Origin of the sequence: Bacillus sp. JJ1474, from assembly GCF_036965225.1 — a bacterium.
GTDB lineage: Bacteria > Bacillota > Bacilli > Bacillales > Cytobacillaceae > Cytobacillus.
In genome coordinates this window covers 1-18,816 of record NZ_JBALPC010000010.1, presented here as the reverse complement: position 1 = coordinate 18,816, position 18,816 = coordinate 1, and the positions used below count along the sequence as shown (strand labels likewise).

Annotated in this window: 13 protein-coding genes and 19 tRNA genes; 3 read left to right on the top strand and 29 right to left on the bottom strand. The window is 40.4% G+C overall.

Annotation, left to right across the window (positions count from 1 at the left end; translation table 11 throughout):
• Nucleotides 1-160 precede the first annotated feature (160 nt).
• From menB to V7164_RS01965, 4 genes are all read right to left on the bottom strand, one after another.
• A complete protein-coding gene (gene menB / locus V7164_RS01980) occupies nt 161-982 on the bottom strand; it encodes a 1,4-dihydroxy-2-naphthoyl-CoA synthase (protein WP_335345247.1) in 822 nt (273 codons plus the stop codon).
• Between the two features lie 80 nt (nt 983-1,062).
• Nucleotides 1,063-1,899, bottom strand: a complete 837-nt coding sequence (menH, locus tag V7164_RS01975) for a 2-succinyl-6-hydroxy-2,4-cyclohexadiene-1-carboxylate synthase (RefSeq protein WP_335353303.1) — start codon at nt 1,897-1,899, stop codon at nt 1,063-1,065.
• Nucleotides 1,899-3,650, bottom strand: coding sequence for a 2-succinyl-5-enolpyruvyl-6-hydroxy-3-cyclohexene-1-carboxylic-acid synthase (menD, locus tag V7164_RS01970; RefSeq protein WP_335353302.1), 1,752 nt, complete (start codon nt 3,648-3,650; stop codon nt 1,899-1,901). Before menD ends, menH begins: the two co-directional genes overlap by 1 nt.
• Nucleotides 3,647-5,053, bottom strand: coding sequence for an isochorismate synthase (locus V7164_RS01965; RefSeq protein WP_335345250.1), 1,407 nt, complete (start codon nt 5,051-5,053; stop codon nt 3,647-3,649). The genes menD and V7164_RS01965 overlap by 4 nt, the downstream gene beginning before the upstream one ends.
• A gap of 302 nt (nt 5,054-5,355) precedes the next feature.
• Between V7164_RS01965 and V7164_RS01960 the strand changes: the two genes are divergently transcribed.
• Both V7164_RS01960 and V7164_RS01955 read left to right on the top strand, forming a co-directional pair.
• Nucleotides 5,356-6,285: a 1,4-dihydroxy-2-naphthoate polyprenyltransferase gene (locus V7164_RS01960; RefSeq protein ID WP_335345251.1), complete on the top strand. Its 930-nt coding sequence runs from the start codon at nt 5,356-5,358 to the stop codon at nt 6,283-6,285.
• Nucleotides 6,286-6,471: 186 nt separating this feature from the next.
• A complete protein-coding gene (locus V7164_RS01955) occupies nt 6,472-7,230 on the top strand; it encodes a TraR/DksA C4-type zinc finger protein (RefSeq protein WP_335345252.1) in 759 nt (252 codons plus the stop codon).
• A 299-nt stretch (nt 7,231-7,529) separates the two neighbouring features.
• On the opposite strand, the gene V7164_RS01950 is transcribed toward V7164_RS01955, so the two are convergent.
• The 5 genes from V7164_RS01950 to glgB all read right to left on the bottom strand — a co-directional run bounded on the left by V7164_RS01950 (nt 7,530) and on the right by glgB (nt 15,506).
• Complete coding sequence (locus V7164_RS01950; RefSeq protein ID WP_335353301.1) at nt 7,530-9,923, bottom strand: glycogen/starch/alpha-glucan phosphorylase; 2,394 nt, start codon at nt 9,921-9,923, stop codon at nt 7,530-7,532.
• The gene (glgA, locus tag V7164_RS01945; RefSeq protein WP_335345254.1) at nt 9,913-11,364 is read right to left on the bottom strand and encodes a glycogen synthase GlgA; all 1,452 of its coding nucleotides are present in this window, start codon (nt 11,362-11,364) and stop codon (nt 9,913-9,915) included. Before glgA ends, V7164_RS01950 begins: the two co-directional genes overlap by 11 nt.
• A complete protein-coding gene (locus V7164_RS01940) occupies nt 11,361-12,389 on the bottom strand; it encodes a sugar phosphate nucleotidyltransferase (protein ID WP_335345255.1) in 1,029 nt (342 codons plus the stop codon). Before V7164_RS01940 ends, glgA begins: the two co-directional genes overlap by 4 nt.
• A gap of 89 nt (nt 12,390-12,478) precedes the next feature.
• Nucleotides 12,479-13,624 (bottom strand): glucose-1-phosphate adenylyltransferase, encoded by a 1,146-nt coding sequence (locus V7164_RS01935; RefSeq protein WP_335345256.1) that lies wholly within the window; start codon nt 13,622-13,624, stop codon nt 12,479-12,481.
• On the bottom strand, nt 13,554-15,506 hold the full coding sequence (gene glgB / locus V7164_RS01930; RefSeq protein ID WP_335345257.1) for a 1,4-alpha-glucan branching protein GlgB: 1,953 nt from the start codon (nt 15,504-15,506) through the stop codon (nt 13,554-13,556). The genes V7164_RS01935 and glgB overlap by 71 nt, the downstream gene beginning before the upstream one ends.
• 374 nt (nt 15,507-15,880) lie before the next feature.
• Between glgB and V7164_RS01925 the strand changes: the two genes are divergently transcribed.
• Complete coding sequence (locus V7164_RS01925; protein ID WP_335345258.1) at nt 15,881-16,078, top strand: hypothetical protein; 198 nt, start codon at nt 15,881-15,883, stop codon at nt 16,076-16,078.
• Nucleotides 16,079-16,176: 98 nt separating this feature from the next.
• Here V7164_RS01925 and V7164_RS01920 read toward each other — a convergent pair whose 3' ends face one another.
• The 20 genes from V7164_RS01920 to V7164_RS01825 form a co-directional block, all read right to left on the bottom strand.
• The gene (locus V7164_RS01920) at nt 16,177-16,794 is read right to left on the bottom strand and encodes an HAD-IA family hydrolase (RefSeq protein WP_335345259.1); all 618 of its coding nucleotides are present in this window, start codon (nt 16,792-16,794) and stop codon (nt 16,177-16,179) included.
• Between the two features lie 180 nt (nt 16,795-16,974).
• Nucleotides 16,975-17,046: transfer RNA gene (locus V7164_RS01915), tRNA-Glu, on the bottom strand.
• Between the two features lie 6 nt (nt 17,047-17,052).
• Nucleotides 17,053-17,143: transfer RNA gene (locus V7164_RS01910), tRNA-Ser, on the bottom strand.
• Nucleotides 17,144-17,147: 4 nt separating this feature from the next.
• Nucleotides 17,148-17,222, bottom strand: a tRNA-Asn gene (locus V7164_RS01905).
• A gap of 18 nt (nt 17,223-17,240) precedes the next feature.
• Nucleotides 17,241-17,317: transfer RNA gene (locus V7164_RS01900), tRNA-Ile, on the bottom strand.
• A gap of 6 nt (nt 17,318-17,323) precedes the next feature.
• A tRNA-Gly gene (locus V7164_RS01895) sits at nt 17,324-17,397 on the bottom strand.
• Between the two features lie 17 nt (nt 17,398-17,414).
• Nucleotides 17,415-17,490 (bottom strand) — tRNA-Phe (locus V7164_RS01890).
• A 6-nt stretch (nt 17,491-17,496) separates the two neighbouring features.
• Nucleotides 17,497-17,573, bottom strand: a tRNA-Asp gene (locus V7164_RS01885).
• A gap of 2 nt (nt 17,574-17,575) precedes the next feature.
• Nucleotides 17,576-17,649, bottom strand: a tRNA-Met gene (locus V7164_RS01880).
• 47 nt (nt 17,650-17,696) lie between these two features.
• Nucleotides 17,697-17,789: transfer RNA gene (locus tag V7164_RS01875), tRNA-Ser, on the bottom strand.
• Nucleotides 17,790-17,803: 14 nt separating this feature from the next.
• Nucleotides 17,804-17,880: transfer RNA gene (locus tag V7164_RS01870), tRNA-Ile, on the bottom strand.
• Nucleotides 17,881-17,885: 5 nt separating this feature from the next.
• Nucleotides 17,886-17,962 (bottom strand) — tRNA-Met (locus V7164_RS01865).
• A 34-nt stretch (nt 17,963-17,996) separates the two neighbouring features.
• Nucleotides 17,997-18,072 (bottom strand) — tRNA-Ala (locus V7164_RS01860).
• Nucleotides 18,073-18,085: 13 nt separating this feature from the next.
• Nucleotides 18,086-18,162: transfer RNA gene (locus V7164_RS01855), tRNA-Pro, on the bottom strand.
• Nucleotides 18,163-18,185: 23 nt separating this feature from the next.
• A tRNA-Arg gene (locus V7164_RS01850) sits at nt 18,186-18,262 on the bottom strand.
• A gap of 15 nt (nt 18,263-18,277) precedes the next feature.
• A tRNA-Leu gene (locus tag V7164_RS01845) sits at nt 18,278-18,366 on the bottom strand.
• 26 nt (nt 18,367-18,392) lie between these two features.
• Nucleotides 18,393-18,466: transfer RNA gene (locus V7164_RS01840), tRNA-Cys, on the bottom strand.
• An 11-nt stretch (nt 18,467-18,477) separates the two neighbouring features.
• Nucleotides 18,478-18,552: transfer RNA gene (locus tag V7164_RS01835), tRNA-Gly, on the bottom strand.
• Nucleotides 18,553-18,555: 3 nt separating this feature from the next.
• Nucleotides 18,556-18,630, bottom strand: a tRNA-Gln gene (locus tag V7164_RS01830).
• A gap of 64 nt (nt 18,631-18,694) precedes the next feature.
• A tRNA-His gene (locus V7164_RS01825) sits at nt 18,695-18,770 on the bottom strand.
• Nucleotides 18,771-18,816 lie beyond the last annotated feature (46 nt).

The following is an 18,816-nucleotide window of genomic DNA, read 5'->3' as shown; positions in this document are numbered from 1 at the left end:
GAGGTCATAAGCCAATCCACCCAGAAAGGTAAAGTACACCTTTCCGGGTGGATCGTCTTATGCTTGAGGCCCGCAGGATGCGGGTCATGCAGACGTTGCCACAGGACGTGGCGTTCTTAGTCTGCGTTCCTTAAGCAGGCGCCTCCGCTTTTCTTCTAAATCAAGGAAAACGAGGGAATTGGCCAAAATCAGGCTTGCGCTTTTCCTTAAAGGCATCGCGGCCTTCTTTTGCTTCATCTGTTGTATAATAAAGCAATGTTGCGTCACCAGCAAATTGCTGAATACCAGCAAGACCGTCTGTATCCGCATTAAACGCAGCTTTAAGGAAACGAAGTGCAGTTGGGCTCTTATCAAGCATTTCTTCGCACCACTTAATTGTTTCCTCTTCCACTTGATCAAGCGGAACGACTGTATTAACAAGCCCCATGTCTAAAGCTTCTTGAGCATTATACTGGCGGCATAAATACCAAATTTCGCGTGCCTTTTTATGACCGACAATTCTTGCTAAATAGCCTGAGCCATACCCAGCATCAAAGCTTCCAACTTTCGGACCAGTTTGTCCAAAGACGGCATTATCTGCAGCAATGGTTAAATCACAAACGATATGGAGAACATGTCCTCCACCGATCGCATACCCTTTAACCATAGCAACCACTGGTTTTGGAATGACACGAATTAGACGCTGTAAATCAAGAACGTTCAAGCGCGGGATTTGATCGTCCCCAACATAGCCTCCATGACCGCGTACAGACTGATCTCCACCTGAACAGAAAGCTTTATCTCCTGCACCAGTTAGGACGATAACCCCAACATTTGCATCATCACGTGCATAAGCGAAAGCATCAATTAGCTCGGATACTGTTCTTGGCGTGAAAGCATTATGTTTTTCTGGACGGTTAATCGTGATCTTTGCTATTCCGTTGTATGTTTCATAAATAATTTCTTCATACTTGCGTCCGGCAATCCATTCTACTGCTGACATGACGGAATCCTCCTTTTATGTAATTAACAAATATCTTAATTCAGCGCTAATAGTTAGCCGCTGATTTCTCTTCAAACGTATCAAAAAGGATTGTTTTTTGGATCCTTTTCATACGATAAGAATTCATTTACTATTGTACCAAATAATTCTGGTTTCTCCACATGAATTGCATGTCCACTTTTATCAATGGAAATCCAAGTTCCATTTTTTAATTCCTTATGCATTTCTTTTGCTATTTGACAAAATTTACTGTCCATATCACCTGTTATTAAAAGTACAGGAAAAGAAATCTCATGAAGCCTCTCCCACCACGAAGTTTGAGCGCCTGTGCCCATTCCTTTAAGACTATTAGACAAACCTACTGCCGAGTTACTTAATCGCTCTGTTCTAATATGTTGCCGAAGATCGTCTGAGAGTCCTTTCTGGCTTTGAAAAAGGGGGATATTCTCCCAGTAATCCACAAAATCCTCAATCCCCTGTTCTTGAATTCGACTGGCAAGCTTCTCGTCCTGAAGGCGCCTTGCTTCCCTTTCATCTTCTGATTTTAGTCCAGGTGTTGAGCTCTCTAGAATGAGCTTTCTAACCATTTGAGGATATTGTAGAGCAAACGTCAGAGCTAATCTTCCACCCATGGAATAGCCTAATAAATTAGTTTGTCCAATTCCTAGCCTCTGCAAAATAGTATGTAAATCCTCCGCCACTGCCTCAATATCATATTTTGATACATCAGTAGGAGAATCCGATTTGCCATGACCAATAATATCAACAGCAATGACATGATAATTTTGCCAATAAGGCTTGAATCTAATCCATGAAGCACCACTTCCAGTAAAGCCGTGAAGCAATAGTAAAGGGGTCCCCTCTAAGGGGCCCCACCTATCAATATGATATGGAATGCCGTTGATAACAAAATCCATCAGCATTCGACCTCCAGGAATCGACTTATTTCCCGGGAAACCTCATCCCATAGCTCTCGATGCTCACTAATATTTTTCTCCCGGTTTGTTGTAATTTCCATTACCTTTAATCCAGATCTATCTTTATTTTGATTCATAACAGAAGAAAAATGCTCCCAATCTGAAATTAAATCATATTGCCCTCCGTACATTTCTACAGCATATTGAAACTTCAAATCTAGTGGGGTTCCAAATAGCTTTTCAAAGTTTTTCGGGTGACTGGCTTGCGGCAGAAAAGAGAATATTCCTCCGCCATTATTATTGATTAAAAGAATATTAATATCAATTCCATATTGTTTAGCGGCAATTAATCCATTCATATCGTGGAAAAAAGTTAAATCACCTAGGACTAAATATAGCGGTTGCAGGCATGTCCCTGCTCCAAGAGCAGTAGAAATTACTCCATCTATACCGTTTGCCCCACGGTTAGCCATTATCCTTATCGACTTATCATTAAGATGGAAGAAAGTATCTAAATCCCTTATAGGCATGCTATTGCCGACAAATAATACGGCTCCTTCAGGAAGCATATTGGCAAGCTGATAAAATAACTTCCCTTCGCTTAATTCAGTTACTTCTTCTATTTTTGCTAGGCAGCTGCGGGTAAGCTGATTGACCTTCTCCCACTTCTCAAGGAAACTCTCTTCCTTCACATCCTTAATAAATGGTAGAATAGCTTGGCAAAACCTCGTTTCCTGGCAATAAATCATTTCAGAGGATACCATCCCCGGATCCCGCCATCCTGCACCGCCATCAATAACGAATTGGGGTACATCATGATTCTCTTTTAAGAATATGGTTAATGGCTTAGAAACAGGCAAAGCCCCAAAACGAATAATGACATCAGGCTTTAGTTCACGCTTTGCTTTATCGTTTTTCAAAATCGTATCATATGTATCAATAATTTGTGCTCCACTATGCGTTCCGCTTCTTAGCTGGGAAAGCGGGTCTGCTAGTATGGGGAACTGAAGCTTTTTAGCAAGATTAATAACGGCAGCCTTAAACCCCTCTGTCTCAATTGGACCGCAAACGATGATCCCTCTTTTATATGACTGGATGCTTTCACCCAACTCTTTAAATTGTTCATTCGATAATGTCCATTCACTTGGCTGAATCCCGACATATCCCCCAGCTCTTTCCGTTACCTCGAACAAGTCTTGCCTGTCCAATCGTGGAATTAGCGGCTCCCTAAATGGGAAATTCAAATGGACAGGCCCTGCTGGAGACTGCAGAGCAGTAGAAGCTGCTCTTGCACATACTGTACGTGCATATCTAATCATCTCTACAGTATTTTCAGGAGGTGCCATTTCTACAAACCATTTTACATGTTTTCCGTACAAATGAATTTGATCGATCGCCTGTGGCGCGCCAACATCTCTTAATTCATGCGGTCTATCAGCCGTTAGAACAATTAAAGGCACCCTCGATACATTCGCTTCCACAATAGCAGGAAAATAGTTAGCTGCGGCTGTGCCTGAAGTACATAAAATCGCCACAGGCCTTTTCGAAGCTTTAGCAATCCCTAAAGCAAAAAAGGCAGCCGAACGTTCGTCTACATGTATATGTACACGAAGTTCAGGATGCTCAAGGATGACCATTGCCATTGGGGTAGATCTAGAACCAGGACTTACGACAACATCCTCTACCCCATTATTTACTAGCTCAGTCACGAATGCAGCAATATAAGAGGTTAGTGCTTCTTGATGATTCATTTATTTATACCTCCTAATGCTCTTAGCATTGGTCTAAATTTAATCTTCGTTTCGATATACTCACTCTCTGGATTCGAATCCTTCACAACACCACAGCCAGCAAAGATTGAAGCTTCATCCTTTTGGATAAGGCCGGAACGAATAGAAACAGCAAATTCGCCATTCCCTTTATAGTCAAGCCAACCTAGCGGTGCACCGTAAAAACCCCTGTCCAAATCTTCTACTTCTCTGATTTTCTCTACTGCTGCTTGCTTTGGCAGTCCTCCTAAAGCAGGAGTTGGATGCAGGCGATCAACTAAATTGAGTAATGAGGTATCTTCCTTCGCCTTTCCAATGACAGGCGTATAAAGATGCTGAATGTCTCTCGTTTTTAGAAGCTGCGTTTTTTCAGGCAATAATACTTCCTCACAAGATTCTTCCATCGCCTCTTTAATCATTTGCACAACATATTGATGCTCAATTAAGTTCTTACGGTCATTTAATAATTCTTCACCAAGCTGATTATCTTCCTTCTCCGACTTGCCTCTTGCAATTGATCCAGCAAGACATGTCGTAAAAAGGCTTTTTCCGCTCTTTTTGATAAGCCGTTCTGGAGAAGCCCCAATAAAACAATCACCATTTGATTCAAATGCAAAAATAAAGCTCTCTCTTTGAAGATTCAATAGTTGTGAAAGTACTTGTTCCACTTGAACATGTTTGTCAAAAAATAATCTTGTTTCCCTCGCCAAGACGACCTTTTCTATTGAACCTTGCTTTAATTCATTCACAATGGAACGGACCTGTTCCTTCCATTTTTCAGGATTCATTTCTAACTCTTTATTTAATTGATGGCTTTCATCATTTCGAATGTCTAATAGGGAAGTGAAAAGTGCCTGCCTCTCTAAGTGAATAACATCAATAAGAGACTCATCATCATTTTGTGTACAAAGCACATTCGTTGTTAAATAGGCCTTTCCTTTTATTTCACTGTACATAAAGGTCGGTATATGAAACAATGAATCCGAAAATTTCTCCCAGAGTTTTGATTTCTCTTTAATAGGATCAAAGGAAAAACCGCCAAACATAAGAGGACCTATTCCATCTATTTCAAACCGGTTATAAATAACGGCATCTTGAATAAAGCGCTTCCACTCTTTTTCAACATGAAAAAAACGGCCAGCTGCCTGATCCGATTGAATTTGATTGCATCTTCCCATCCCAATAATGAACGTTTCATCTGATGGATCTTTCCAAAAAAAACGTTCACCTAAAAAAGCTTCACGGCCTGCCGTGAAAAAAGTAAGAGGATCTATAGGATTAATCTGCTGAACTTCACTTACTAAAACTGGTTTAGATAAGGCCTTTGCCCTATCTATCGCTTCAAGGATCCCGTCTTTTAGTTCCGTTTCTGTTATGGTAACCAAAAAAATCCCTCCAACAATACCTATTAACCGTTATTCCTTCATATAAACTTATTTTAACATACACTTATTCTCATTCATATGTCAATTATAGTCATGTTCAGGACTGGTTTTTCTAATTTAATGAAAAGAAGAAAAATTCATCTTTATCGGCTTTCAATTTGTACCATTGACACTTACTTTTTTCCCGCTTAGACTTAGGATGGAAAGCCTTTATTACGGTCATTTTTGACAGAAGACATCCTATCCTTTATAATAAATAGGTTTGATATTATAGATTATATTGATGACAAGGGGAGAGTTTTATGCAAACACAAATGCATACAAGTATTCCGCCTACCAACTCTAGGGATTGGAGGGTTTGGTGGCAGCTGACAAGACCTCATACTCTTACCGCTGCTTTTGTACCAGTACTACTTGGAACGGCCTTAGCTCTTCAGGATACAAGCATTCATTTTGGATTATTTTTTGCTATGTTGATTGCAAGCTTGCTGATACAAGCTGCAACGAATATGTTTAATGAATATTACGATTTTAAAAGAGGGCTCGATAATGAAGAATCTGTTGGGATTGGTGGAGCTATTGTACGTGATGGCATACATCCAAAGACAGTTCTTAAGCTGGCCCTTGGTTTATACGGTGTTTCGATCTTAATTGGAGTATACATTTGTATGAACAGCAGCTGGTGGTTAGCTTTGATCGGAATCATTTGTATGTTAGTAGGCTATCTTTACACCGGAGGACCATTTCCAATTGCGTACACGCCATTTGGTGAAATTGCTGCTGGATTTTTCATGGGCATGCTGATTATTCTCATTTCGTTCTTTATTCAAACTGGAACAGTAACGGAAACAAGTATTTTAGTGTCGATCCCTATATTGATTCTTGTCGGTGCTATTATGTTATCTAATAATATACGTGATTTGGACGGCGATAAAGAGTTTGGCAGAAAAACGCTGGCGATTTTATTAGGAAGAATAGGCGCCATTCAATTGCTTGCTAGTATGTTTATTATTTCTTATGCATGGGTTTTCATTCTTATTGCCATGAATATTATTTCACCTTGGTTAGCGATTGTTGTTCTAAGCGCTCCGAAAGCGATTAAAGCAACGAAAGGTTTTATTGGAAAAACAATTCCTATTCAAATGATGCCTGCAATGAAGGCAACTGCTCAAACGAATACGATTTTTGGATTTTTATTATCAATCGGTTTATTTATTGGTTATTTTTTATAAGAAATACTTTAACCCTTGTACATGACAAGGGTTTTTTTCATGTTTAAAAAGGGAAGGTTCACTATAGGGCTTCAGCATTTCAGTAATTATTTTTTAAGGTAAAGCTCATACTAAACACATATGATTGTCAACTGCTTGCTGTTTTAAAATAGCTCGAATCGAATTTGATGAGGATGTGATATTGTTTTGTTATCGTCTGAACAACTCAACCAATTAATGCGTCAATTAGAAGAGGAGAAAACATCTTTAGAATCACAGCTTCATGGAAATAAGGAAGGCAGTCTAGAAGGCGTAAATGCAAGAGAAACAGTTGGCGAGTTATCTGCTTATGATAATCACCCTGCAGACATGGGGACTGAATTATATGACAGAACAAAGGATTTTGCCCTTGAGGAGCATCATGATTCCCAGTTAAATAAAGTAAATGCCGCGTTGGAGGCAATCCATACAGGTTCTTATGGGAAATGTACAGTATGTGGCGAGGACATCCCATTCGAAAGGCTAGAGGTTGTCCCTTATACATTATACTGTAAGGATCATAGCCCTGAACAAATTGTACCAGGTGACCGCCCAGTGGAAGAGGATGTACTGGAGCCAGCACATGGAAATACATTTCAGCATCACCAGTTTAGAGAGGTTGTTGATAATGAAGACAGCTTCCAAGAGGTTGCCCGTTACGGTACATCTGAAACCCCATCCGACCTTAGAGGCGATTATGAAGATTATAATTCCCTTTATAACGAAGGGCATGATGATGAAGGCTTTACGGAGGATTATGAAACCTTTATTGCTAATAACATTGAAGGGACAGATAGAATCATTTATCCTTCGAAAAAGCATGAAGAATACGAAGCCATGCTTGATGAAGTCGGCACCGATACACAGTTTGGCGATTTACACTATCGATATACAGATGGTTATGTAGAAGAGGAAGAAGAAGAATAATTTATGAAAGGGGCAGTCTTAATTATTGTAGATAAAAATCCAAATTGGCAGAAACAATTGGAGGATTTATTACAATAGTAGTAAGCTGCCCCTTTAAAGATGGTTTTGACGGGGCTTTCTCCAAAATGCTTACATTAGGCCTTACTATGTTAGGGTTTTGACAAAATCCCCTTCAAAACGCTTACATTGGGCCCTTCTATGTTAGGTTTTTTCAAAATCCTCTACCAATTTAGTTCATGGAACGCTCACACAGCTTAGTGAGAAGGGTGCAAATTGCACCCTTTCATACTTTCAACATCCTAAATAGACTGAATCCTCCATATCTCTTCAGCATACTCACGAATTGTGCGGTCGCTGGAAAAATAACCAGAAGCAGCAATATTTCTCAAGCTCATTTTCAGCCATTTACTTTGATCTTCATATGCTATTCCTGCCTGCCTCTGAATATTCACATAAGAATCAAAATCCCTCAGTACAAAATATTGATCATTTTCCGTAAGTAATGAATCAAAAATCGGTTCAAATTCATCATCAGCTTCCGGGAAAAAACCATTAATTAATTGATCGGCTACTTGACGAATTCTTTTGTCATGATGATAGTAATCCATTGAATTGTAACCGCCATGCTGATAATATTGAAGAACTTTGTCAGCAGTAAGGCCAAAAATAAAGATATTTTCCGGACCTGCCTTTTCCATTATTTCAACATTTGCCCCGTCCAGAGTCCCTACCGTTAGAGCGCCATTCATCATAAATTTCATGTTTCCAGTACCAGAAGCCTCCTTACTGGCAGTAGAAATTTGCTCGCTTACATCTGCCGCTGGAAAAACCTCTTCAGCTATAGAGACACGATAATTTTCGAGGAAAATGACCTTTAACTTTTCATTAGTCCTGGCATCCCGGTTGACTTTATCCGCGACTGTATTGATGAGCTTAATAATTTTCTTTGCATAATAGTATCCGGGAGAGGCTTTGGCTCCAAAGATAAAAGTACGCGGGTGCATATTGAAGCTTGAATCCTCTTTTAGCTGATTATATAAATACATGACATGCAAAATATTGAGTAACTGCCTTTTATAAGCATGGAGGCGTTTTACCTGAATATCAAATATAGAGGAGGGATCTACCACAATGCCGGTCTGATTGTTAATTCTTCTAGCGAGCCTTTCCTTATTTTGCTGTTTAATGCGGGATAAGTTTTGAAGAAAAGCTTTGTCTTCTTCAAATTTGTTTAATTGACTAAGTTGGGCTGGTTCTCGAACCCATTCACTTCCAATTCCATCCGTAATAAGCCCAGAGAGAAGGGGATTGGCTTTTAACAGCCATCTTCTATGAGTAATGCCATTTGTTTTATTATTAAATTTTTCAGGGAATACGTGATAAAAAGAGCTCATTTCCCTTTTCTTCAAAATTTCAGTATGAAGGGCAGCTACCCCATTTACGCTATAGCTTCCGACAAGGGCGAGGTGAGCCATCCTCACTTCTTCATGGGCGATTATTGCCATACTTTCGATATGTTCCCATTCACCAGGATACAAATCCCAAAGCTGTTGGCAAAACCGCTCGTTGATTTCTTCTACTATCATATAAATCCGCGGCAGCAGAGGCTGAAATAAACGGACTGCCCATTTTTCCAGCGCTTCTGACAAGGTTGTATGATTCGTATACGAAATCGTGTTCACGGTAATATACCAAGCCTCATCCCATCCCATGCACTCTTCATCGATTAATATTCGCATTAACTCTGGGATAGCTAGGACAGGGTGTGTATCGTTAATATGAATACTTACATATTCGTGAAAATCATGTAAAGTCTCATGCTGCTTTTTATAGGAGCGAATAATCGACCTAATGCTTGCTGAAACAAGAAAATATTGCTGTTTTAACCGAAGTATTTTTCCCTCATCATGTGTATCGTCCGGATATAGAAATTCAGAAACGGACTCTGTTTCCCGTTTATATTTCATAATATCCTTATGAATAGGGTAGGGCGAGGGTTCCGCATTCCAGAGTCTGAGGGTATTTACCGTTTCCGTCTTGTAACCGACAATTGGCAAATCATAAGGGACAGCCGAAATCAGTTCCGCTTTCTCGTGCCGAAATACGAGCCGACCATTTTCTTCCCTAGCTTCAACACTCCCCCAAAAAGGAACCTCAATTGCTAAATCCGCTCTCCTAACCTCCCACACATGCCCATGCCGCAACCATTGCTCTGGCAGCTCAATTTGATAGCCATCAACAATCTTCTGCTCAAATAAACCGTGCTTATAGCGGATCCCACAGCCATGCCCCGGCAAATTTAACGAGGCTAGAGAGTCCATGAAACAGGCAGCTAGTCTCCCAAGCCCTCCGTTCCCTAATCCTGCATCAGCCTCTATCTCATCCAATTCATATAAATCTATCCCTAAATCCTTTAATCCAGCCTTCACAACATCCTCTAGCCCTAAGTTAAGCAAATTATGATGGAGCAGCCGGCCAAGCAAGAACTCGATGGAAATATAGTAAACTTGCTTGCCTCTATTACTTCGATAACGTTCATTCGTGTTGATCCAGCTAGTGCTGACATATTCCCTAATCATATTCCCTATTGTAAAGTAATGGTCCCTTTTCGTGCTTTCTCCAAAGCTTTTTCCACATATCATTTCCAGCCTTTTTAAGAAAGACTCTTTGAACTCTTCCTTATTAGAAAACATGACTTTCACTCCTAGAGATGATTTCGGAATATAGCCCATTGTATTTTTCAGCAGATTGCGCCCAACTAAAATCCGCTGTCATGGCATTTCTGACAATGTTTCTCCAGTACAATTCATCCCGATAAAAGCGGAGTGCCTTTTGCACGGTAAACAGCATGTCATGGGCATTAAAATGGCCAAATGTAAAGCCGGTTCCTTCACCAGTAAGTTCATTAAAAGACTGAACTGTATCATTTAATCCACCTGTTTCTCTAACAACAGGAATAGCGCCATATTTCATTGCGATCATTTGCCCAAGGCCACACGGCTCAAATTTTGATGGCATTAGAAAGAGATCAGCTCCAGCGTACAGCTGGTGTGCCAGTTCCTCATCAAAGCCAATATAAGCTCTGCATTTTTCTGGATAAGCCCATTCCATCTCTCGGAAAAATTGCTCAAACTGAATATCACCTGTTCCCAGTATAATCATTTGGATATCCTCCGACATGAGCTCCTGGAAAACACAGCGAACAAGATCAATTCCCTTTTGCTCTGTTAATCTCGTAATCATCGCAACTAAAGGGGTATTCATATGACTTGGAAGCCCAAATTTCTCCTGAATATATCTTTTATTAACCTGTTTCCTTTCAATTGCCTCAGGATTATATCTCTCCAATAGGCAGGGATCATTCTTCGGATCATAGAGGGCTGCATCTATCCCATTTATGATCCCTTCAAAATCATCCATCCTCTTCTTTAACAATCCATGCAGCCTTTCCCCGTAGTGCTCCATTTGAATCTCATGCATATATGTGGGGCTCACTGTTGTAATCTTATCTGCTGCAACAATGGCACTCTTCATAAAGCTAATTTGCCCGTAGAATTCCAGATGATCGATATGAAAATATTGATTGCTCAGTCCAAATAAATCCTGCAGAGCCTCACGTGGCATAATTCCTTGAAACTTCAAGTTATGAATAGTAAACACCGTGCGGATGTCTTTATACCTCTCTATCGCCTGATACTGAGCTTTTAATAGAAACGGAATCATCCCCGTATGCCAATCATGACAATGTATAATGTCCGGGAAGAAATCGATCAACTCGAGACAATCCAATACTGCCCTATTAAAATAAGCAAACCGCTCCCCATCGTCAAAATATCCATATAAATTTTCCCGAAAAAAATAATATTCATTGTCTATAAAATAATAGGTGATCCCCTCGAATTGAAGTTCTTCGATCCCGCAATACTGATTTCTCCACCCTACCTGCACGGAAAATTCTGCAGTCTTTTTCATTTTAACTTTATATTCTTCATTTATAGATTGGTATTTTGGGAGGATAACTCGGATATCTGTGCCTAGCTTTTTGATTTCCTTAGGAAGAGAACCAGCAACGTCAGCCAGTCCTCCCGATTTTACAAATGGAACACATTCGGATACAACAAACAATACTTTCACAAATTCATCAGAGCTCCTTGCACGGTTCCTTTTTGAATGACATACGGAGATTGACTTGAACCAGCTAAAACAGTTCCAGATGCGACCTTCACATCTTTATCTAAAATAACCGAATCCAAATGGCAATTTTCCCCTATCTGGCTTTTTTGCATAATAATGCAATTTTTAATAACTGAGCCTTTTCCAATCTTAACACCGCGAGAGATAATACTATTTTTGATATCCCCCATAATTTGGCACCCATTAGCAATCATGGAATGCTGTACTGATGCCCCTTCGAAATATCTTGCAGGCGGTTCATCCTTTACCTTTGTATAAATCGGGTTCTCCTGAGGAAACAGCTCTCTCCAAATATGCGGCTGTAGAAGGTCCATGCTTACTTGAAAATACGTTTGAATAGAATCAATCTTTTCTGCAAAGCCATCATATTCATAGCTGCATATTAAGTAAGAGTGGTTTAAATCATTGACGACATCGTTCATGCAAGTATATCCTGTATGTTCACGTGACTTAATGAGTTCTATTAGAAAAGACGTCTTTACTAAGTACATTTCCAGGGACCGCCCCTGTTGGCGGATTTCCGTTATATCACACCCCGCATGAATATGCAGGTCTAGAACAGGGCGAAAATCCATATTAAAGACCGTAAAGCAATTTGCGATAAGTGCGTATTCCTGATTACTTCGGTAAAAATAATCTAAGTTTGCAGCAAAATGATTAAAGGAGCCAATTCCATTTTGGGATCCTTCAATCATTGGTGATGGGAAAAAGAAAAGGCCATCTCTTTTTCTATTAAGGTCCCAATTCTTCCCTGAACCTAAATGATCCATTAATGAGCGATATTGAAATTTAGGGAAAATCGCTACACTTTCTATATCAGAATTCACCATATTGGAAAGAATAAAGTCGATAAGGCGGTACCTGCCGGCAAAGGGGACCGCTCCAAGCGATCGATGAATCATCAGCTCCCCCAATTCTTCGTGATAGGTTGTTGCATCAATTACACCAAGCAAACGATTCTTCACAATCTTTCCCTCCCACAGTCAATAGCTGCACACTCTACAAATTTTGTCATCAAAACCACTTTCCCCCAGCCGTACTAAAAAACTGTTTTTTAAGAAACATATTTTCGAAGCATTTCTTCTGAAACTAATACAATCTCATCGTTTTCCATTGAACCGCTAATCATCATTCCATCAGGTATATGGATATTGGAAGGAATAATGGCTTTTTCAATCATAACGTTTTTACCAATTTTGGCATTAGGCATGACCACAGCTTCACGTATGAATGATCCTTTCCCGACTGTTACCCCTTGGAAAAGAACTGACTTATCAATATTTCCCTCAATGGTACAGCCTTCGTTAATAAGAGATCCTGTAATTTTTGCCTCAGTTGAAATATATTGTGGCGGATGATTCGGGTTAACGGAGTAAATCCGCCAATTATAATCAAATAAATTTAATTCACATGTCTCATCTAATAAGTCCATATTAGCCTCCCAAAGGCTTTTAACGGTTCCGACATCCTTCCAATAGCCTTTAAACGGGTAAGCATATAACTGCTTTTCTTCTGCTAAAAGTAACGGAATAATATCCTTGCCAAAGTCATGGCTGGAATTAGGGTCTTTTGCATCCCTTTCTAAATATTCCTTTAGAAGGGACCAATTGAATATGTATATACCCATGGAAGCCAAATTATTTTTTGGCACATCCGGTTTTTCCTCAAATTGGGTAATCACCATTTCATCACTCGTATTCATAATTCCGAATCGGCTTGCTTCTTCCCAAGGAACTTCAATAACTGAAATCGTGGCATCGGCACCTTTTTCAATATGGTAATTAAGCATGAGTTCATAATTCATTTTATAAATATGGTCACCTGAAAGGACTAATACGTATTCTGGGTTATGTTGCTTTAAATAATTGATATTCTGATAAATGGCGCTCGCTGTTCCCGTATACCACTTGACCTCAGATGATTCACTGTAAGGCGGGAGAACCGTAACTCCGCCATTTCTTCGATCTAAGTCCCAGGCACTTCCGATTCCTATATAAGAATTCAAAACAAGTGGCTGATATTGCGTCAGCACCCCAACTGTATCAATGCCTGAATTTGTACAATTGCTCAAAGTGAAATCAATAATCCGATACTTCCCTCCAAAGGGCACTGCAGGCTTAGCTAGGTTTTCAGTCAACGAATGGAGTCTGCTCCCTTTCCCTCCGGCCAATAACATGGCTACGCACTTCTTCCTTACCATTTCCTTTTCTCTCCTTTCGATGCTTAACAGGTCGTAATATCGATACGCCAAAGGGGGCTATCGTCATTTTTACCGAATATGGCTTCCCATGATACGGTTCATCTTCCGTCTTTAAAACCTTCTTATTTATAAAGCCAGCTCCACCAAATTCCGCTTTATCACCATTAAATATTTCCCTGTATGACCCCTTTTGTGGAACACCTACCCAATAATCTTCATAAACACGCTCTGTAAAATTACAGATGACAATCAAATGCTCACCTTCCCTTCTTCCTTTGCGGATAAAAGAAAAGATCGATTGCTGATGGTTATTTACATCAATCCACTCAAAGCCCTCTTGAAGAAAATCCATCTCGAAAAACGGCCTTGAACGCTTATATAGCTTCAGCAATTCCTTTACATACCCATTTAATTTCATATGCATATCGTACTCAAGCAAATGCCAATCAAGCTGCTCATTAGTCTTCCATTCTGAAAATTGCCCTAGTTCTGTCCCCATAAATAATAGTTTTTTTCCAGGGTGAGCAATCATATAGCCTAACAACAGTCGCAGCTGGGCAAACTTGCTCCAGTAATCACCCGGCATCTTATCTAGAAGTGACCTTTTCCCATGAACTACCTCATCATGAGAAAAGGGTAGAACAAAGTTTTCTTTAAAGGCATACAACAAGGAAAAGGTCATTTTTCCATGAACATTCGACCGAGAATCAGGTGTTGTTTCCATATAGCTAAGGACATCATTCATCCAGCCCATATTCCATTTGTATTGGAAGCCTAGTCCGCCGTAATGTACGGGTGAGGTCACTTGCGGCCATTCACTCGAGTCTTCAGCCATCATTAAGAATGCAGGATCTCGCTCATAAATGGTCTTGTTTAATTTTTGCAAAAAGTGGATGCCCAATGGATTTTCCGTTTCCTCATGTCGATTCGGCCAATAAATAATATTAGATACTGCATCAAGGCGAAAACCATCAATGTGATAGGTTTCCATCCAGAAAAGCGCATTTGAAATGAGAAAGCTATGTACTTCACTTTTTCCAAAATTAAAGTTTGCAGTACCCCAAACAGCATTTTCACTGTCCCAAGGATTTTCATATTCATACAAATTTGTTCCGTCAAACTTATATAGCCCATGAGCATCCTTGCAAAAATGTCCAGGCACCCAATCAAGAATAACCCCGATGCCGTTTTGATGGCATTGATCAATAAAATACATAAAATCATGTGGCGTACCATAGCGGCTTGTGACGGAATAATAGCCTGTTCCCTGATAGCCCCACGATTCGTCGAGCGGGTGCTCGACAAGGGGTAACAATTCAATATGGGTAAATCCAAGCTCCACAATATACGGAATTAATTCAGCGGCTAATTCTTTATACGATAAGAAGCAGCCATCCTTTGTCTTTCGCCACGATCCTAAATGGACTTCATAAATGGCCATTGGCTCCGATAGGCTATTTCTTTTTTCTCTTTTCTGCATCCAATGATCGTCATTCCACTGATAGCCATCAAGAGAGTATACAATGGAAGCTGTATCCGGTCTTTTTTCCGAATAAAAGCTAAACGGGTCCGATTTCAAAAAACGCTTGCCTTCTTTTGTAATCATTTCATATTTGTATAAACACCCCTGTAGATCCATCTCAATATGAGTCATCCAAATTCCTTCATTATTTACTCTATGTAAGTGGTACCCCTCTCCATTCCAATCATTAAAATCACCAACTAATCTGACAATTTCCACATTCGGTGCCCAGACACAAAACCGAGTCTTTACCTTTTCATCTTCTTTCATAATATGTGCACCAAAGAGTCTATAACTTTCAAAAAGGGTACCCTCATGAAATAAATGCATTTGATAGTCTGTTGGAAAAACTGTGTTCATGTCGCTCTTCTCCTTCTAACTGCAATAGCTTCCATGATTATATTCGAGTGATTTGGAAAAAGACCTTGTAAAGTTTTTCTAAACTTTTTGACAACAAACTTAACAATTTGCCAATTAACAGCAAGATATAAAGGTAATCTTGAAATTTCGACATAATTTATTGCCTGGATTGACAAAATAAAACATGCAGCACTGTGAATTCAGAGCTTTACTTACTTTTGGACAAGACTCTTGAATAGCTTTTTGTTGGGGGTGAGTATTGAGACGAACTAATGATGACCGGGCCTTGCATATAACAGCTGGTTCTGGCACCAGCCTGGGTTGATGGTTCCGGCTTCTTACACAAAACTATTTATTTAAAGGAGACATATAAATTGAGTAATAAAGAAGAAGAGTTTTTAATTAAAGAGGCTTCTAAAGATGAAGTGAAGGTCCCCCTATTTGGACCGCCAGATGGAAAGATTATTGCAGTTGGAGAAATGTTTAGAGGTCCGTCCACTGGCATAACATCGGAATTTGACCTTGATAACCCTGGAAGGAAATTGCGTGAAAAAGATGAAAGGTTTGACTAGCAGAAAAGACCAGTATTAAAAAAAGCGCTTGGAATTGCATTTTTCCAAGCGTTTAAGAATGACTAAAGATATCTTTTGGTGAATTTAATTGGGATACTCTAAATGATTTGCAGAATTTCATCTGGCGTTTGAATCATATAATCAGGATTTTCAGATTGAACCACTTCTATGCCATCATAGCCCCAACCAACCCATATAACTTTTACATTACACTTCTTGCAGGCAACGATATCCCGATGCTCATCTCCTACATAAATAACCTCGGAAGACTGCACATTGTGAGATTTTAAGAACTTTTTTATCATTTTATCCTTACCAAAAATGCGACTGGAACAAAGAATATCAGGTACCTTAACGTCATTACGATTTAAGAACTGCCTAATATTTTCCTCTGAATTAGAAGAAATAATGGCCGTATGGTAACCTCTACTCTCTAATTCATCTAATAATTCCTTTATCCCTTCAAATAGGGTCACGTCTAATATTGATTGGCGATAGGCTGTGTAGAATTCCGGCATCACAATGGGCAATTTATACATTGGAAAATTTAACAACTTACTTCGTTCTTTAATGGTTAGTTTTTTTAAATCCTCTAACCTATCATGCTCTAGTTTTTTAAATCGGTGCTTTTCAGCTAGATGATTCCAGGCAGAAACAAATGCATATTGAGAATTGGCAATCGTTCCATCAAAATCAAAAATAATATACTTAATCATTTTTTGTTTCTCCTTATGGCTTTTCTATGTTATTCCTCTCACTTAAATTGTGTATTTGCCCTATATACAAAAAATACCATAGAATCTTAGTCCATGGTATCTTTTTACATCCAGATCTATAATTAACTATAAATAAGTAAAAAAAAAGCTGCCAACACAATTGGTTGACAACCTTTTTTATGACCCGTACGGGATTCGAACCCGTGTTACCGCCGTGAAAGGGCGGTGTCTTAACCGCTTGACCAACGGGCCTTATAATGGCGGAGAAGGAGGGATTTGAACCCTCGCGCCGCTTACGCGACCTACACCCTTAGCAGGGGCGCCTCTTCAGCCTCTTGAGTACTTCCCCATAATGGCTCCGCAGGTAGGATTCGAACCTACGACCGTTCGGTTAACAGCCGAATGCTCTACCACTGAGCTACTGCGGAACAAAGATAAAATAAAAATGGTGGGCCTAAATGGACTCGAACCATCGACCTCACGCTTATCAGGCGTGCGCTCTAACCAGCTGAGCTATAGGCCCATATTTTGGAGCGGGTGAAGGGAATCGAACCCTCATCAACAGCTTGGAAGGCTGTGGTTTTACCACTAAACTACACCCGCATTTAGTAATAATTAAATGGTGGCTCAGGACGGAATCGAACCGCCGACACAAGGATTTTCAGTCCTTTGCTCTACCGACTGAGCTACTGAGCCACAATATGGCGGTCCGGACGGGACTCGAACCCGCGACCTCCTGCGTGACAGGCAGGCATTCTAACCAACTGAACTACCGGACCAATTGCGGGGACAGGATTTGAACCTGCGACCTTCGGGTTATGAGCCCGACGAGCTACCGGACTGCTCCACCCCGCGATAATAGTATTTATATGATTTTTACTATGCTTATATTTAGCATAATATGGAGGAGGAAAGGGGATTCGAACCCCTGCGCGGTTTGACCCGCCTGTCGGTTTTCAAGACCGATCCCTTCAGCCGGACTTGGGTATTCCTCCAAATAATAAACATATGGTGGACCTTGTAGGACTCGAACCTACGACCGGACGGTTATGAGCCGTCTGCTCTAACCAGCTGAGCTAAAGGTCCTAATTTGGTAGCGGCGGAGGGGGTCGAACCCACGACCTTACGGGTATGAACCGTACGCTCTAGCCAGCTGAGCTACACCGCCAAATTAAGGATTATATTTAATTATATATTAAATATGGTGGAGCCTAGCGGGATCGAACCGCTGACCTCCTGCGTGCAAGGCAGGCGCTCTCCCAGCTGAGCTAAGGCCCCATATTATTTAAGATGGTCGGGAAGACAGGATTCGAACCTGCGACCCCTTGGTCCCAAACCAAGTGCTCTACCAAGCTGAGCTACTTCCCGAAAAAACTTATTATTTGATATAATGGCGCGCCCGAAAGGAGTCGAACCCATAACCTTCTGATCCGTAGTCAGACGCTCTATCCAATTGAGCTACGGGCGCATTATTATATATCAATGGTGCCGAGGACCGGAATCGAACCGGTACGGTAGTCACCTACCGCAGGATTTTAAGTCCTGTGCGTCTGCCAGTTCCGCCACCCCGGCGTATATAAAAAACTTAATTTAAAAATTGGAGGCGGCAACCGGATTTGAACCGGTGATCAAGGTTTTGCAGACCTATGCCTTACCACTTGGCTATGCCGCCTTAATATAAAATGGAGCGGAAGACGGGATTCGAACCCGCGACCCCCACCTTGGCAAGGTGGTGTTCTACCACTGAACTACTTCCGCAAATGGCTGGGCTAGCTGGATTCGAACCAACGCATGTCGCAGTCAAAGTGCGATGCCTTACCGCTTGGCTATAGCCCAAAAAAATAAAATATTAATGTTATTATATCAAAAATTATAATAAAGGTTCCACTATTTAATATAATGGGGCGACTGATGGGAATCGAACCCACGAATGTCGGAACCACAATCCGATGCGTTAACCACTTCGCCACAATCGCCATCATTCAAAAGTATTTCAAATTATTATATGGGGCGGCTGATGGG